Annotated in this window: 17 protein-coding genes; 11 read left to right on the top strand and 6 right to left on the bottom strand. The window is 72.4% G+C overall.

What is annotated here, in order from left to right; genetic code table 11:
- Positions 1-115: 115 nt before the first annotated feature.
- Positions 116-550, bottom strand: coding sequence for an ATP-binding protein (locus KBY47_RS21475; protein WP_210923086.1), 435 nt, complete (start codon positions 548-550; stop codon positions 116-118).
- Between the two features lie 297 nt (positions 551-847).
- Positions 848-1,852 (bottom strand): heavy metal transporter, encoded by a 1,005-nt coding sequence (locus KBY47_RS21470; RefSeq protein ID WP_210923084.1) that lies wholly within the window; start codon positions 1,850-1,852, stop codon positions 848-850.
- 108 nt (positions 1,853-1,960) lie between these two features.
- On the opposite strand from KBY47_RS21470, the gene dapE reads away from it, so the two are divergent.
- Both dapE and KBY47_RS21460 read left to right on the top strand, forming a co-directional pair.
- Positions 1,961-3,040: a succinyl-diaminopimelate desuccinylase gene (dapE, locus tag KBY47_RS21465; RefSeq protein ID WP_210923082.1), complete on the top strand. Its 1,080-nt coding sequence runs from the start codon at positions 1,961-1,963 to the stop codon at positions 3,038-3,040.
- 108 nt (positions 3,041-3,148) lie between these two features.
- Positions 3,149-3,904, top strand: coding sequence for a TIGR00730 family Rossman fold protein (locus KBY47_RS21460; RefSeq protein WP_210923080.1), 756 nt, complete (start codon positions 3,149-3,151; stop codon positions 3,902-3,904).
- 120 nt (positions 3,905-4,024) lie between these two features.
- Here the strand turns inward: KBY47_RS21460 and folP are convergent, their stop codons facing one another.
- Positions 4,025-4,885 (bottom strand): dihydropteroate synthase, encoded by an 861-nt coding sequence (gene folP, locus KBY47_RS21455; protein ID WP_210923078.1) that lies wholly within the window; start codon positions 4,883-4,885, stop codon positions 4,025-4,027.
- A gap of 186 nt (positions 4,886-5,071) precedes the next feature.
- Here folP and KBY47_RS21450 point away from each other — a divergent pair, with 186 nt between their 5' ends.
- Positions 5,072-5,425 carry a DivIVA domain-containing protein gene (locus KBY47_RS21450; RefSeq protein WP_210923076.1) on the top strand — a complete coding sequence of 118 codons (354 nt, stop codon included), beginning with the start codon at positions 5,072-5,074 and terminating at the stop codon, positions 5,423-5,425.
- Positions 5,422-6,000 (top strand): DNA-3-methyladenine glycosylase I, encoded by a 579-nt coding sequence (locus KBY47_RS21445; protein WP_210923074.1) that lies wholly within the window; start codon positions 5,422-5,424, stop codon positions 5,998-6,000. The genes KBY47_RS21450 and KBY47_RS21445 overlap by 4 nt, the downstream gene beginning before the upstream one ends.
- A 61-nt stretch (positions 6,001-6,061) precedes the next feature.
- On the opposite strand, the gene KBY47_RS21440 is transcribed toward KBY47_RS21445, so the two are convergent.
- Positions 6,062-6,865: an enoyl-CoA hydratase/isomerase family protein gene (locus tag KBY47_RS21440; RefSeq protein ID WP_210923071.1), complete on the bottom strand. Its 804-nt coding sequence runs from the start codon at positions 6,863-6,865 to the stop codon at positions 6,062-6,064.
- A 52-nt stretch (positions 6,866-6,917) separates the two neighbouring features.
- Here KBY47_RS21440 and KBY47_RS21435 point away from each other — a divergent pair, with 52 nt between their 5' ends.
- A complete protein-coding gene (locus tag KBY47_RS21435; protein WP_210923069.1) occupies positions 6,918-7,082 on the top strand; it encodes a hypothetical protein in 165 nt (54 codons plus the stop codon).
- Positions 7,083-7,229: 147 nt separating this feature from the next.
- Positions 7,230-7,397, top strand: a complete 168-nt coding sequence (locus KBY47_RS21430) for a DUF3117 domain-containing protein (protein WP_003966491.1) — start codon at positions 7,230-7,232, stop codon at positions 7,395-7,397.
- A 174-nt stretch (positions 7,398-7,571) separates the two neighbouring features.
- Here KBY47_RS21430 and KBY47_RS21425 read toward each other — a convergent pair whose 3' ends face one another.
- Positions 7,572-8,189, bottom strand: coding sequence for an O-methyltransferase (locus tag KBY47_RS21425; RefSeq protein ID WP_210923067.1), 618 nt, complete (start codon positions 8,187-8,189; stop codon positions 7,572-7,574).
- A gap of 319 nt (positions 8,190-8,508) precedes the next feature.
- On the opposite strand from KBY47_RS21425, the gene sigE reads away from it, so the two are divergent.
- The 5 genes from sigE to KBY47_RS21400 all read left to right on the top strand — a co-directional run bounded on the left by sigE (position 8,509) and on the right by KBY47_RS21400 (position 13,587).
- The gene (sigE, locus tag KBY47_RS21420; RefSeq protein ID WP_210923065.1) at positions 8,509-9,210 is read left to right on the top strand and encodes an RNA polymerase sigma factor SigE; all 702 of its coding nucleotides are present in this window, start codon (positions 8,509-8,511) and stop codon (positions 9,208-9,210) included.
- Positions 9,207-10,208, top strand: a complete 1,002-nt coding sequence (locus KBY47_RS21415; RefSeq protein ID WP_210923063.1) for an anti-sigma factor — start codon at positions 9,207-9,209, stop codon at positions 10,206-10,208. Before sigE ends, KBY47_RS21415 begins: the two co-directional genes overlap by 4 nt.
- 134 nt (positions 10,209-10,342) lie before the next feature.
- Positions 10,343-12,232 carry a trypsin-like peptidase domain-containing protein gene (locus KBY47_RS21410; RefSeq protein ID WP_210923061.1) on the top strand — a complete coding sequence of 630 codons (1,890 nt, stop codon included), beginning with the start codon at positions 10,343-10,345 and terminating at the stop codon, positions 12,230-12,232.
- A 75-nt stretch (positions 12,233-12,307) separates the two neighbouring features.
- Positions 12,308-12,757, top strand: coding sequence for a sec-independent translocase (locus KBY47_RS21405; protein ID WP_210923059.1), 450 nt, complete (start codon positions 12,308-12,310; stop codon positions 12,755-12,757).
- A gap of 170 nt (positions 12,758-12,927) precedes the next feature.
- Complete coding sequence (locus KBY47_RS21400) at positions 12,928-13,587, top strand: hypothetical protein (RefSeq protein WP_210923057.1); 660 nt, start codon at positions 12,928-12,930, stop codon at positions 13,585-13,587.
- Between the two features lie 131 nt (positions 13,588-13,718).
- Here KBY47_RS21400 and KBY47_RS21395 read toward each other — a convergent pair whose 3' ends face one another.
- Positions 13,719-14,852 (bottom strand): Mrp/NBP35 family ATP-binding protein, encoded by a 1,134-nt coding sequence (locus KBY47_RS21395; protein WP_210923055.1) that lies wholly within the window; start codon positions 14,850-14,852, stop codon positions 13,719-13,721.
- Between the last annotated feature and the right edge of the window lie 6 nt (positions 14,853-14,858).

The raw sequence follows: 14,858 nt of genomic DNA, 5'->3' as shown, positions 1-14,858 counted from the left end.
GGCACAGCCACCGACGCCGGGTACCGCGGCAACAGACGGCACCCGCACCCACCAAACGGCGGTGGGGCCCAGGGGGAAACCCCTGAACCCCACCGCCGGCAACAGGAGAAGCGGGTCAGCCGACCGGCAGGCCCTGCACCGGCAGCGCACCGCCCTTGGCCACCCCGTCCGTGGGCAGCCCGCCCTTGGTCGCGGTCGTGGCGGTGTCACCCAGCACTTCCCCCGCGGCCCCGGCCGCGTCACCGGCCGCCTTCTGCACCGCGGGAGTCGCCTTCTTCACGGTCTGCCCACCGGTCTTGCCCGCGGCGGGCACCGACTTCTTGACCGCCTTGCTGCCGGTCTCACCGGCCGCGCCGGTGACGCTCTGCGCCGCACCGTCCACGGTGTTGCCCACGTTCGCGCCGTCCAGCGCGGTGAGGCCGCCGAGGTTGGGGGCGGCGGGCAGTTCGGGGGCCGCGCTGGCGGAGCCGGCCGCACCGACCCCGGCAGCCGCTCCCGCAGCGACGAGCAGCGCGGCACGGGCGATCCGGCGGGTCAGAGGGAGGGACATGGTGCTCCTTTGACGGGAGAGAACAGTTGGAAGGCTGTTGATCGTCCGGGCCCAGACGCAGTGACTACCGCTCGAAACCCGGGAAGGTTGCGGCGGCACAACGTAAAGAGTTGGTAATGCGTCGCATTATCTGCTGTGGATAAAAGCGGGCAAAGAACACCGGTCCCGATGGCCCGCCGAATCCTTACAGCCCTTTGTTCCCAAGGGTTTCGCCGAAGCGGGGGTGACGGCACGAAAACCTGCGCACACCGTCGACGTCAGGTCCGTGCGCCTAACCCGGGAGGGTGACGCCCCGCACTACTGCCCAGTGACAATTCGGACGGCGCCCGCCGCGCCGCCGGTCCCGCCGGACCCCTTGGCGTCGGTGGCCTCGGTCGTCCCCGTGGCCCGCCACCGGCTGTCCGTGTTCCCGGCGGTCCACTCCCGCCCCGCGTACGACACGCTCCGGATGTGCAGCGCGGAGGCGTTGGCGACGGCCCAGTGGGCCAGCTGCCAGCCGCGCTGCTCGACGGTGCGTCCGGCGACGGCGTTGGTGTCGGCGGAGACCGGCACGGTCACCGTCCGCCCGCTGGTCTCGGCGGCGAACTCCACCGAGCCGTCGCCGTCGCCCCCACCCTTGCCGCCCACTTCCGCCGCTGTCTCCTCCAGCGCGTCGCGCCCGAAGTCCCGCACCAGCGCCGAGCGGACCGCCTGCGGCCCCGCGGCCTGAGTCGCCGCCGGGCGTCCGTCGCAGGTCAGCGTGGCTCCCGCGCGGCCCGTGAGCGCGGCGGCGAGCAGGGTGGCGTCCGGCTCGTGCTTGGCGTACGCCTGCGGGAAGCCGCTGCGCTGCACGCGCTGGGCGGCCACGGTCAGCGGCAGCCGGGTATAGCCGGGGACCTCGGCGAGATGGTCGTAGAACATGCCCGCCGCGTACGACGGGTCCATGATCTGTTCCTCGGTGCCCCAGCCCATCGACGGACGCTGCTGGAACAGACCGAGCGAGTCACGGTCGCCGTGGTCGAGGTTGCGCAGCGCGGACTCCTGGAGGGCGGTCGCCAGCGCGATCGTCACGGCCCGCTCGGGCATGCCGCGCGCTATTCCGACGGCCGTGATCGTCGCGGCGTTCACCGCCTGCTCCGGACTGAACTCGTACGTCGCCCCGTCGTCCTTGGCGGAGACGGCCTTGCAGCCCGGGGCGCCGGTCCCGCCGGTGACGTACTGCACCGCGAGGTAACCGGCGACCGCGAACAGGACCAGGAAGGCCGCCCCGGTACGGAGTAGGCGGCCGCGACGCTTGCGCTTGATGGGGGACGGCTCTGGCACGCGATACAAGGTACTGGAGAGTACGGTTCCTGACGCCGGGGGTGCGCGAAGGACCTGCGCGAACCGCGGGCGGGCGGCGCTTCCGCCGTGCGCGCTAGGGTCGTCGCCATGGCCGACACCCCGCTTGACCTCACCCTGGACGCCGCGAAGCTCACCGCCCGGCTGGTCGACTTCCCCTCCGAGAGCGGCGGTGAGAAGCCGCTCGCCGACGCGATCGAGACCGCCCTGCGCGCCCTGCCCCACCTGACGGTCGACCGCTACGGCAACAACGTCGTGGCCCGGACCGGTCTGGGCCACGACCAGCGGGTGATCCTCGCCGGACACATCGACACCGTGCCCATCGCGGACAACGTCCCCTCCCGCCTCGACGACGACGGCGTCCTGTGGGGCTGCGGCACCTGCGACATGAAGTCCGGCGTGGCGGTACAGCTGCGCATCGCGGCCACCGTGCCCGCCCCCAACCGCGACCTGACCTTCGTCTTCTACGACAACGAGGAGGTCGCCGCCGAGCTGAACGGCCTGAAGCACGTCGCCGAGAACCGCCCGGAGTGGCTGGCGGGCGACTTCGCGGTGCTCCTCGAACCCTCCGACGGACAGGTGGAGGGCGGCTGCCAGGGCACGCTGCGGATGCTGCTGAGGACCAGCGGGGAGCGGGCGCACTCGGCGCGCAGCTGGATGGGCTCCAACGCGATCCACGCCGCCGCCCCGATCCTGGCCCGCCTCGCCGCGTACGAGCCGCGCAACCCGGTGATCGACGGCCTCCAGTACCGCGAGGGCCTCAACGCCGTACGGATCTCCGGCGGCGTCGCCGGGAACGTCATCCCCGACGAGTGCGTGGTCGCGGTCAACTTCCGCTACGCGCCGGACCGCACGGAGGACGAGGCGGTGGCCCACGTCCGCGAGGTGTTCGCCGACTGCGGGGTGGAGGAGTTCGTGGTCGAGGACCACAGCGGCGGCGCCCTGCCCGGCCTGTCCCACCCGGCCGCGGCGGCGTTCATCGAGGCGGTCGGCGGCACCCCGCAGCCCAAGTACGGCTGGACGGACGTCTCCCGCTTCGCCTCCCTGGGCATCCCGGCGGTCAACTACGGCCCCGGCAACCCCCACTTGGCCCACAAGCGGGACGAACGCGTCGAGGTCGCCAAGATCCTCGCCGGGGAGGAGCGCCTGCGGGCCTGGCTCACGGCGTGACGGCGGGCCCGGTTTACGCGGCCGTACGGCGGACATGCTCAGGTACCCCGTACGTAACCCGCGTAGATCTACGCTGAGGTGGAAAGACGGCAAGCGGAGGGAGCGCACATGGCTACCGGTAACCCCGGCAACGACAGGCGGCCTGAGGAACAGCGCCTGGGACCGGTCCTCCGGCGACGCGGCCAGATCACGGCGAGTACGACGGACCAGCGGCTGCTGGACACCGGCGGCCCGTCGGACTGGGTGCACACCGACCCCTGGCGCGTCTTGCGCATCCAGTCGGAGTTCGTGGAGGGCTTCGGCACGCTTGCCGAACTGCCGCCCGCGATCAGCGTCTTCGGCTCGGCCCGCACACCGGTCGACTCCCCGGAGTACGAGGCGGGCGTACGCCTCGGCCGAGGCCTGGTCGACGCGGGCTTCGCCGTCATCACCGGAGGCGGCCCCGGCGCCATGGAGGCCGCCAACAAGGGCGCCCTGGAGGCGGGCGGCGTCTCGGTCGGCCTGGGCATCGAGCTGCCCTTCGAGCAGGGCCTCAACCCCTACGTCGACATCGGCCTGAACTTCCGCTACTTCTTCGTCCGGAAGATGATGTTCGTCAAGTACGCCCAGGGCTTCGTCGTCCTCCCCGGCGGCCTCGGCACCCTCGACGAACTCTTCGAGGCCCTCACCCTCGTCCAGACCCAGAAGGTCACCCAGTTCCCCATCGTCCTCTTCGGCACCGACTACTGGGGCGGCCTGGTCGACTGGCTCAAGCACACCCTGATCGCCCAGGGCAAGGCCGCGGAGAAGGACCTGGCCCTGTTCCACCTGACGGACGACGTGGAGGAGGCGGTGGGTCTGGTGTCGAAGGAGGCGGGCCGCTGACGCGGCACTCCCAGCCCGTCCGGCGATTGAGGGCGAGGCCCGTTCAGGGCCGAAGCGGGGGTCTGGGGGCGGCAGCCCCCAGGCTCGGGACGGGAAGGGGCGGCGGGGGCGAAAAGGGCCCTACGCCAGCCCCCGCCGGGCAACCGCGGGCTCCCGCCACCCCCCGATCGCCGCCACCATGTCCACCACCTGCCGCGTCTCCGCCACCTCGTGCACCCGGTACACCTGCGCCCCCAACCACATCGACACCGCGGTCGTGGCCAGCGTCCCGATCACCCGCTCCTTCACGGGCCTGTCCAACGTCTCCCCCACGAAGTCCTTGTTGGACAGCGACACCAGCACCGGCCACCCGGTGGCCACCATCTCCCCCAGCCGCCGGGTCGCCTCCAGACTGTGCCGCGTGTTCTTCCCGAAGTCATGCCCCGGATCGATCAGCACCGACTCCCTGGGCACCCCCAACGCCACCGCCCGCTCCGCCAGCCCCACGGTCACCCGCAGAATGTCGGCCATCACGTCGTCGTACACCACCCGGTGCGGCCGCGTCCGCGGCTGCGCCCCGCCCGCGTGGGTGCACACCAGCCCCACCCGGTACCGCGCGGCGACCTCCGCGAGCCGCGGATCGACCCCGCCCCACGCGTCGTTCAGCAGATCCGCCCCCGCCTCGCACACCGCCTCGCCGACCTCGTGCCGCCAGGTGTCGACGCTGATGACGACCTCGGGGAAGCGCCGCCGCACCTCCGCCACGAACCCGACGGTCCGCCGGACCTCCTCCTCGGCGGTGACCTCCTCGCCCGGCCCGGCCTTCACCCCGCCGATGTCGATGATCGCCGCGCCCTCGGCCACCGCCTGCTCCACCCGGGCGAGCGCGGGCTCGTCCCGGAAGGTCGCCCCCTGGTCGTAGAAGGAGTCCGGGGTCCGGTTCACGATCGCCATGATCACCGGCTCGCGCGGGTCGAACTCCCGCCTGCCCAGCCTGAGCATCCCCTGTGACCTCTTCTCGTACGAATGTCCTGGTCCTCGGCCTCTTACGGCCGCCTGCGACCCTAACTGTCAGACTCGCATGGCACGATCGGAGCTGACACATCCGGCATCGGCCCGACCGGTGCCGTGATCCCGGTCCGGGTGCCGGGATCATCGAACCTCGAACTCGGAGCGTGGGGCGTCGCGATGGTTATGTTCTTGTTCCTGGTCGTCGCGCTCGCCGTGGTGGTCGCCGCGGTGACACTCGTCGTGGTGGGCGGCGGCGAGGGCGGGGGCCCGCTGCCCGAGGCCGCACCCGAGCGGCTGTACGACACGCTGCCCGAGGACCGCCCGGTCAACCGCGCGGACATCGACAGCCTGCGCTTCCCGCTCGCCGTCCGCGGGTACCGCATGGAGGACGTCGACGACGCCCTGGACCGCCTCTCCGCCGAGCTGGCCGAGCGTGACGCCCGCATCACCGACCTGGAGTCGGCGCTCACCGGCGCCAGAGCCACGGCCCGGGTCGAACTGGACAAGCCGGAGCCGGAGGACCAGCCGTGAGCGCCGCCCTCGCGGGCCCGGACGGCGTGCTGCGCTGCCCCTGGGCCCTGTCCACCGCGGACTACGTGACGTACCACGACGAGGAGTGGGGCCGCCCGGTCCACGGCGACGACGCGCTCTTCGAGCGGCTCAGCCTGGAGGCCTTCCAGTCCGGGCTGTCCTGGATCACCATCCTGCGCCGCCGCGAGGGGTTCCGCGCCGCCTTCGCCGACTTCAAGATCGCCTCGGTGGCGGCCTTCACCGACGCCGACCGCGAGCGCCTCCTCGCCGACGCGGGCATCATCCGCAACCGCGCCAAGGTGGACGCCACCCTGGCCAACGCGCGCGTGCTCGCCGACTGGACGCCGGGCGAGCTGGACGAGCTGATCTGGTCCCACGCCCCGGACCCGGCCGCCCGCCCGGTCCCGAGGACTCTCGAGGACGTCCCGGCGGTCACCCCCGAGTCGACGGCCCTGTCCAAGGCGCTGAAGAAGCGGGGCCTGCGCTTCGTCGGCCCGACCACGGCGTACGCGCTGATGCAGGCCTGCGGCCTGGTCGACGACCACCTGGAGACGTGCGCGAGCCGAGGCAGGTGAGGGGCGCGGGGAACCGCGGTCAACCCCCGGCACCCCCCCGGCCCCCCGGCACCCCTGGTCCCTACCGGCCCAGGTACTTCGGCTTCTCCTTGTTCACGAACGCCTGGACGGCGATCGCGTGGTCCTGGGACGCGCCCGCGCGGGTCTGGAGTTCGTCCTCCTTCTCCAGGGACTCCTCCAGGGAGTGGGTGAGGGCGTAGGCCATCGACTCCTTCAGCGCCGCGTACGCCAGCGTCGGGCCCTCGGCCAGGGCGCGGGCCACCTGCTCCGCCTCGGCGCGCAGGTCCGCCGCCGGGACCAGCCGGTTGGCGATGCCCAGCTCGTACGCCTCCCGCGCCTTGATGGAGCGCGGGAAGAGCAGCAGGTCGGCGGCGCGGCTCGCGCCGATCACCCGGGGCAGCGTCCAGGAGATCCCGGAGTCGGCGGTCAGGGCCACGCCCGCGAAGGACGTGTTGAACGACGCCGTGTCCGCCACCACCCGGTAGTCGGCGCAGAGCGCGAAACCGAAGCCCGCCCCGGCCGCGACGCCGTTCACCGCCGCCACGACCGGCTTCGGTGCCTCGGCGAGCGCCCGGACGATCGGGTTGTAGTGCTCCCGCACCGTGCTCATGGTCTGCCCCGAGCCGGTCTCGCGGTCGGCGGCGAGCAGCCCGATGTGTTCCTTGAGGTCCTGGCCCACACAGAACGCCCGGTCACCGGCCGCGGTCAGCAGCACCGCCCGTACGGCGTCGTCGTCCGCCGCGGTGCGGGCCGCGTCCCGCAGGGCGACCTTGGTGGCGACGTTCAGCGCGTTCATCGCCTCGGGGCGGTTCAGCGTGATCGTCGCGAGACCGTCGCTCACCTCGTAGAGCACGGTGTCGGCCATGGTGCGTCCCCTCTCGTCGTACTCGCCGGTATGTCCTTGTTCGAAGGACAGCATGACGGAGATCGCCAACGCTGGACCGGGCCCGGCATGTGAGCTGCGTCAAAGAATTCGCGCCGGTTTCTGGCCGGGGGAAGTCGGTGCGGCGGCGCAGTATCGCAGTCACATCGCCGAATTGAGTGGTTTTGCTCGCGCGCGTTGCCCAAGCGATGCCGACTGATGTTGGTCATCGGGTCGTGGGATGCGGGATAATGGCTTGGAAGCAATGTGTTCGATGCCGGTGTCGCGCGTCTCTTTCAAGGACGCGGCGTGCCCTCCAGGGGCCGTCGGCTACGACGATGAGCTGGTTTCAGGAAGGGGAACGAGCATGGCGGCCATGAAGCCGCGGACGGGCGACGGCCCGCTCGAGGTGACCAAGGAGGGGCGGGGCATCGTCATGCGCGTTCCGCTCGAAGGCGGCGGTCGACTCGTCGTGGAGCTGACCCCTGACGAGGCCGACGCACTTGGCGACGCCCTCAAGAAGGTCGTGGGCTGACGCGCAAGCGACCATACCCTTTCAGCCGCCCCGGCATCGAAACGCACGCGTTCGGTGCCGGGGCGGCTGTTTGTACGGGGGTGGCCGCCGCGAGGGTGGCCGCCGCGAGGGCGGGCGCCACGGGGGCGGGCGCCACGGGGATGGGCGCCCGTTTGGCGTCCGGCCGACCGCCGGTCAGCGCTTGACCGCGCACAGCAGGCCGTCGCCCACCGGCAGCAGCGAGGGCACCAGTTCCTGGCTCTCCCGCACGGTGCGCAGCAGCTCACGCAGGCGCAGCACCTCGGTGGGCTGGGGCCCGGAGTCGACGGTGCGGCCGTTGGCGAAGACGCCCTCGAAGACCACCAGGCCGCCCGGACGCAGCAGGCGCAACGATTCAGCGAGGTAGTCCAGCACCTCCTGGCGGTCACCGTCGCAGAACACGAGGTCGTACCCCGCGTCCGCGAGGCGCGGCAGGACGTCCAGCGCCCGGCCGGGGATGAAACGGGCCCGGTTGCTGGCGAACCCGGAGGCGCGGAAGGCCTGCCGGGCGAACTGCTGGTGCTCCGGCTCGGGGTCGACGGTGGTCAGCACGCCGTCCGGCCGCATGCCGTTGAGCAGGTGGATGCCGGAGACCCCGGTGCCGGTGCCGATCTCCGCGACGGCCTTGGCGTCCACGGAGGCGGCCAGCAGCCGCAGCGCGGCCCCCGTGCCGGGCGACACCGAACGCAGGCCTGCCTCCCGGGCCCGGTCCCGGGCCCAGCGCAGCGCCTCGTCCTCGGCGAGAAAGGCGTCGGCGAACGCCGCCCAGCCCATCTGCCCGTTGCCGGTAATGACCCTCTCCTGTCCCCGTGGTTGCCTGGGCGTGACTGTATCCGTTGCCGTCGGGAACCCGCAGATGGGACCGGGCGTTAAAAGGGGCAGGAGACGACAGCGGGGGACACGGTTGGATCACGACGTGGAACGGGACGACGAGCAAGTGCTGACGCAGCCGCATCAGCCGTACCAGCACAGATCAAATTCTCGTAAAACCGCTTATCCGGAGCTAACGGACGAGGTGGCTATGGTAGGGGCTCCACTGGACACCACCAGAGCCAACAGGGGAGGTGCGGCTGCGTCTGTGGATCGGGGAGGAGTGCTCCGGCGCTTTCTCGGATCGGCGGGCAAGCCGAAATCCGTGACTGACACCGCTGCTGACCCCGGCCACGCCGCCGACCGCGACCGTACCGCGACCTTCACCACCGACGCGGACGGGCAGGCGTGGACTCCGCCCACCTGGGAGGAGATCGTCAGCACGCACAGTGGCCGCGTCTACCGCCTCGCCTACCGCCTCACCGGCAACCAGCACGACGCCGAGGACCTCACCCAGGAGGTCTTCGTCCGTGTCTTCCGCTCCCTGTCGACGTACTCGCCGGGCACCTTCGAGGGCTGGCTGCACCGCATCACGACCAACCTGTTCCTCGACATGGTCCGCCGCAAGCAGCGCATCCGCTTCGACGCTCTCGGCGACGACGCGGCCGAGCGCCTGGCCAGCCGCGAGCCCTCCCCGCAGCAGGTCTTCAACGACGCGCACTTCGACGCGGACGTCCAGCAGGCCCTTGACACCCTGGCCCCCGAGTTCCGCGCCGCGGTCGTCCTCTGCGACATCGAAGGGCTGTCGTACGAGGAGATCGCCGCGACCCTCGGCGTGAAGCTCGGCACCGTCCGGTCCCGGATCCACCGGGGCCGTTCGCAGCTGCGCAAGGCCCTCGCGCACCGGTCGCCGAAGGCGCGCGCCGAGCGCCGCTCCTTCGCGGCCCGTGTTCCCGCTCTGGGAGGAGGGGGCGCGTCCGCGTGAGTGGATCACGGCCGAAATCCGCCGGGGAACGCCTCGCGGACCAGCATCTGGGTGACCGGCTCGCCGCCCTCGTCGACGGCGAACTCAGTCATGACACGCGTGAGCGCGTACTGGCGCACGTGGCGACCTGCCCGAAGTGCAAGGCGGAGGTCGACGCCCAGCGCCGCCTGAAGAACGTCTTCGCGGAGGCCGCCCCGCCGCCGCCCTCCGAGAGCTTCCTGGCCCGTCTCCAGGGGCTGCCGGGGGGAGGTGACACCGATGCCGGAAGCCCGCCGCTGGGCGGGGGAGACCTCGCCGGTGGACTGCCCGGAGCGCCGGGCGGGACCGGGCTCTTCGGTATGAGACGCGGTGAGCGGTTCGAGTTCGACTTCGTCCCCGCCCGTCCCCACGATCCGCTGCTGGCCTCCGAGCCGGTCGCGCCGCGCGGCTTCCGCATTCATGACGTGGGCAAGGCCGACCCCGAGCGGGCTGCCTCCCGCGGGCGGCGGTTCGCCTTCGTGGCGGCCGGCGCGGTGTCCCTGGCAGCGATCGCCCTGGGCGGTGTCACCACCGGCGTTCCCGGCGACACCACCGACGCCCGCGGCGGCTCCGGCAACGGCAGCAACGTCACTCCGGTGCGCACCCCCGGCACCGGTGCCGCGACCCCCGAGAACCAGCGGCGGCGCGGCGTGGGCCCGCTGTTCGCACAGGGGCAGGGCGGTCAGCGGTCGCTCGGCGAGATTCCGGCGGCGCCGACAGCGGTGTCCGCGCCCCTGCTGCCCGGGCTGCCCACCCCCGGCACCGGACACGAGCGGCTCCTGCACCACCTCACCGCTCCCGTGGTGGCCGGTGCCGCCGCGATGTCCCCGCTGATACGCCCGCTGGCGGCGACCCCACCGGTCACCCTGACCTCGTGGGCCACCGCCCCGGAGATCACCACGCCCGGTCTGCTCGCCGCGCCCGGCGCCGAGGCGACCTCCGCACCCTCCCCGTCGCCCTTCGGCCCCACCGCCCGCTGACCGGGCCCTGCGCGTCCGTACACGAACCTGGTTGAATCCAGGGTGGACCGCGCCCCAGGCACGCCGCCGGGCGCGGAGTCGACGAACCGCGGCCACCACCGATGAGCCGTGCCGCGGCCGGCTGTGGGGAGAGCATGAACGAGGGCAAGCCCACGCAGAGCGCTGCGAGCCGCCCCGGGGGGACCGACACCGGTGCCACCGGGGCCGGGTCCGGGACGCCGGGTGAGACGACCGACGGCGACTTCGAGCTGCGCCGACCGGAGGAGGGCGTAGTCGACTCCTCCGTCGGGAGCGGGGCTCATGGATCGCCGGGGGCGGCGGCCGAACGCACGGGAGACGCCGGGGACGGCTCGCTGCCGGGTGCCTGGCCCGCGCCCTCTGCCGACGCGGTCCTGGCGGACGGCTCGGCCCTGCCTTCCGGCGAGACGTCGTCCGTGGCGGATGCCGGGTCCGGGCCTCCCACCGATGCCCCCCGCCCCCTCCACGACCCCGACCCCTACAGCACCCCGCCCTACGGCGAACCCGGTCCCTGGGCGCCCGCGCCCCCGGTGCAGCACCCGGGGACGACCCCGGCGCACGGCACCGTGACCGCGCCGGTGCCGCCGCAGGTCGCCGAGGCCCCGGTCCCGCACCCGTCGGCGCACCCCGCGCCCGGCACGGCGGCGCCCATGGCGGCACCGGCCCAGGGCCCGCTCGTACCGCCGCGGGCCACGGGCCCCGCACCCGCACAGGGTCCGCTGCCCGCACCCGCACCGGCTCCCTTGCCCGCACAGGCCCCGGCGGTGGCCACCCCCGTCGACGCCCCGTCCCCGGAGGACCCCTGGCGGCGCTACGACCCGTGGGCCGTCGCCGCCGGGAGCGCCGGCGTGCTCCAGCAGAGCGGGGCGGGCGTGGAGAGCACACGGCAGCGGCGTGGGCGGGTGCGCAGGTCGCTGATCGGTGGCGCCGTGCTGCTCGCGCTGGTGTCCGGCGGCGTCGGTGGCGCCGTAGGGGCGTATCTGGAGCGCAACGGCGGCGTGGGGACTGTGGAGCTGCCGCAGGCCGGGAAGGAGCCGTCCGGGCGGGCTCCGGACAGCGTGGCGGGGATCGCGGCGCGAGCCCTGCCCGGTGTGGTCACCCTCCATGTCAGCGGCGACGAGGCACAGGGCACCGGCACCGGCTTCGTCCTCGACGACCGCGGCCACATCCTCACCAACAACCATGTCGTGGAGCCCGCCGGGGACGACGGTGAGATAACCGTCACGTTCCACAGCGGCGACACCGCGGACGCCGAACTGGTCGGCGGGGACAGCGGATACGACCTGGCGGTGGTCAGGGTGCGCGGTGTCAGCGGACTCCAGCCCATGCCGCTAGGCAACTCGGACAACGTCCAGGTCGGCGACCCCGTCGTCGCCATCGGCGCCCCCTTCGACCTGGCCGGCACGGTCACCTCCGGCATCATCAGCGCCAAGGAGCGGCCCATCACCGCGGGCGGCGAGAAGGGCGACGGCAGCGACATCTCCTATGTCGACGCCCTCCAGACCGACGCGCCGATAAACCCGGGCAACTCCGGCGGCCCGCTGCTCGACTCCCGCGGCCACGTCATCGGCATCAACTCCGCGATCCGCAGCGCCGACAGCGGCTCCGACCTGGACGGCGGGCAGGCCGGTTCCATCGGGCTCGGCTTCGCCATACCGGTCAACCAGGCCAGGCGCGTCGCCGAGGAACTGATCAACACGGGCGGGGCGACGCACCCGGTCATCGGGGTCACCCTCGACATGGACTACAGCGGAGACGGAGCCCGCGTCGGCACCGAGGGGCGCGACGGCGGTGCCCCGGTCACCCCGGGCGGCCCCGGTGACCGGGCCGGTATCGAGCCGGGCGACGTCATCACCGGGGTGGACGGGGCGCGTATCCACTCCGGCGAGGAGCTGATCGTCAAGATCCGGTCGCACCGCCCTGGAGACCGGCTGGAACTGACCCTGCTGCGCGCCGGTCAGGAGCGGACCATCTCCCTGGTGCTCGGCACGTCCGACGGTGACTGACCGCCGGGACGGTACCGGTCGGACAGGATCGCCGGGTACCGTGGTTCCGGCCCGGGACATGGCAAGGAGCTTCAGGTGTTCAATGACATAGGACCGCTAGAGCTGGTGACACTCATCGTCCTCGCCGTGCTCGTCTTCGGTCCGGACAAGCTCCCCAAGGTCATCCAGGACGTGACGCGCACGATCCGGAAGATCCGTGACTTCTCCGAGAGCGCGAAACAGGACATCCGGCAGGAGCTGGGTCCCGAGTTCAAGGACTTCGAGTTCGAGGACCTCAACCCCAAGACGTTCATCCGCAAGCAGCTGGACAACGACGAGCTGGGGCTCAAGGAGATCCGCAACGGCTTCGACCTGAAGAAGGAGATGGCCGAGGTCACGGACGCGGTGCAGGGCCGTGACAGCGACTCGTCGTCCGCGTCCGGTTCGTCCCCGGCCCCTTCCTCGTCCTCCTCCTCGGGCGGCGGCAAGGTCGACATGACCAAGAAGCCCGACGAGCGCCCGCCCTTCGACGCGGACGCCACCTGACCCCCTCCCAGGGCCTGTCCGACAGGCCCTGGGCGACCCACGCGCCGGGCGGTTTCCCGGCTGCCCTCCGTGGTGTGGATATGCTGCCGAGTTGTTGTGCGGAACGGACGAGTACGCCCGAAGGGGGGCGGGCCGCCCGGTCCGACGAGAGCGAGGAGGCGTCCGGGCAGATGGAGACGACGAGTCGGGCAGTCGAGCAGGCGCCGGCCGCGGAGGGCGGACAACAGGTCCCCTCCGCCCGGCGTGCGGTCGACGGCTACCTGCGCGCGCCCTTCCCGTGGTACGGCCTCGACGAGGCCTTCACGGGGCCGCGCTGGCTGATGCAGGTCGGTACGGCGGCCGACGGGGCCGTGGAGCACGGTTCGATCGGGCACGGTGACGAGCCCTCCGTACGCGCCGAGGCGACGACGGAGGAGCGGGAGCGGTTCGCGGTCGTGGTGACCGTCGCCGCCAACCCCGTACGGCGCAGCGCGGACGGCACGGGGCTGCTGGAGGCGACCTCGGTGTCCTCGGCGGCCTGGCTCGCCGGGGTGGGGCTGCTGTCCTTCACCTGGCCCGGGCAGATGGACCACAGCCTGCGGGACGACTGGCTGGACCAGCAGACCGAGACGGCGTGGGCGCTGGCGGACGACCTCGACGGGCCCGAGTGGTCCACGCTGTCCCTGCCGGTGGACGGCGTTCCGACGCCGTTCCACTACCGGGAGTCGGAGTTCGGGTGGGTGCTGGCCGGGTCCACCGAGCAGGGGGTGCACGTGGGGGCGTACGGGCGGGGCATGAGCGCGTACGGGCTCGGCTTCGCCGTAGTCAAGGACATCGCGGAGTACGCGTAGGTTCTTTCGGGGCGCCGGGTTGGTTTTCGGCGCCCCTTCGCCGTGGGGGCTGACGCTGTTCGGCGCGTGCGGGTTGTGGATGGTTGCTCGCGCAGTTCCTCGCGCCCCTAAGGGCCTAACCCCGCCGTCGCTCAGAACTTGTTGCGCGGAGTGATCCCCAGCGACAGACCCGCCAGGCCCCGCTGCCTGCCGCCCAGCTTGCCCGCGATGGCGCGCAGCGCCGAGCCCGCGGGGGAGTCCGGGTCGGTGAGGACGACCGGCCTGCCGTCGTCGCCGCCCTCGCGCAGGCGGACGTCGATGGGGATGGAGCCGAGGACGGGGACGTTGGTGCCGGTGGTGCGGGTGAGGCCGTCGGCGACGACCTGGCCGCCACCCGTGCCGAAGACGTCGACCATCTCGCCGCAGTGCGGGCAGGGCAGGCCGGACATGTTCTCGACCACGCCGACGATCTTCTGGTGGGTCTGGACGGCGATGGAGCCCGCCCGCTCGGCCACCTCGGCCGCCGCCTGCTGCGGGGTCGTCACCACGAGGATCTCGGCGTTGGGAACCAGCTGGGCGACGGAGATGGCGATGTCACCGGTGCCGGGCGGCAGGTCCAGCAGGAGGACGTCCAGGTCGCCCCAGTACACGTCCGCCAGGAACTGCTGGAGCGCGCGGTGGAGCATCGGGCCGCGCCAGACGACGGGCGCGTTGCCCGGCGTGAACATGCCGATGGAGATGACCTTCACGCCGTTCGCGGACGGCGGCATGATCATGTTCTCGACCTGGGTGGGCCGCCCGTCGGCGCCCAGCATGCGCGGCACGGAGTGGCCGTAGATGTCGGCGTCGACGACACCGACCTTCAGGCCGTCCGCCGCCATCGCCGCGGCCAGGTTGACCGTCACCGACGACTTGCCGACGCCGCCCTTGCCGGAGGCGACCGCGTAGACACGGGTGAGGGAGCCGGGCTTGGCGAAGGGGACCTCGCGCTCGGTCTGGCCGCCGCGCAGGGCGTTCGCCAGTTCCTTGCGCTGCTCGTCGCTCATCACGTCGAGGGTGACGTCGACGTGGGTGACGCCGTCGACGCGAGAGACCGCGTCGGTCACGCGCTGCGTGATGGTGTCGCGCATGGGACACCCGGAGACCGTCAGGTACACGGTGACCGCGACCGCTCCGTCCGCACCGATCTCCACCGATTTGACCATGCCGAGTTCGGTGATGGGTCGGTTGATCTCGGGGTCGTTCACCGTCGCCAGTGCCTCGCGCACCGCGTCTTCCGTAGCCATAAGGAC

It is taken from the genome of Streptomyces sp. B93 (assembly GCF_018070565.1).
GTDB lineage: Bacteria > Actinomycetota > Actinomycetes > Streptomycetales > Streptomycetaceae > Streptomyces.
The sequence above is the reverse complement of the archived record's forward strand: the minus strand, read 5'-3'. Positions and strand labels throughout refer to the sequence as shown.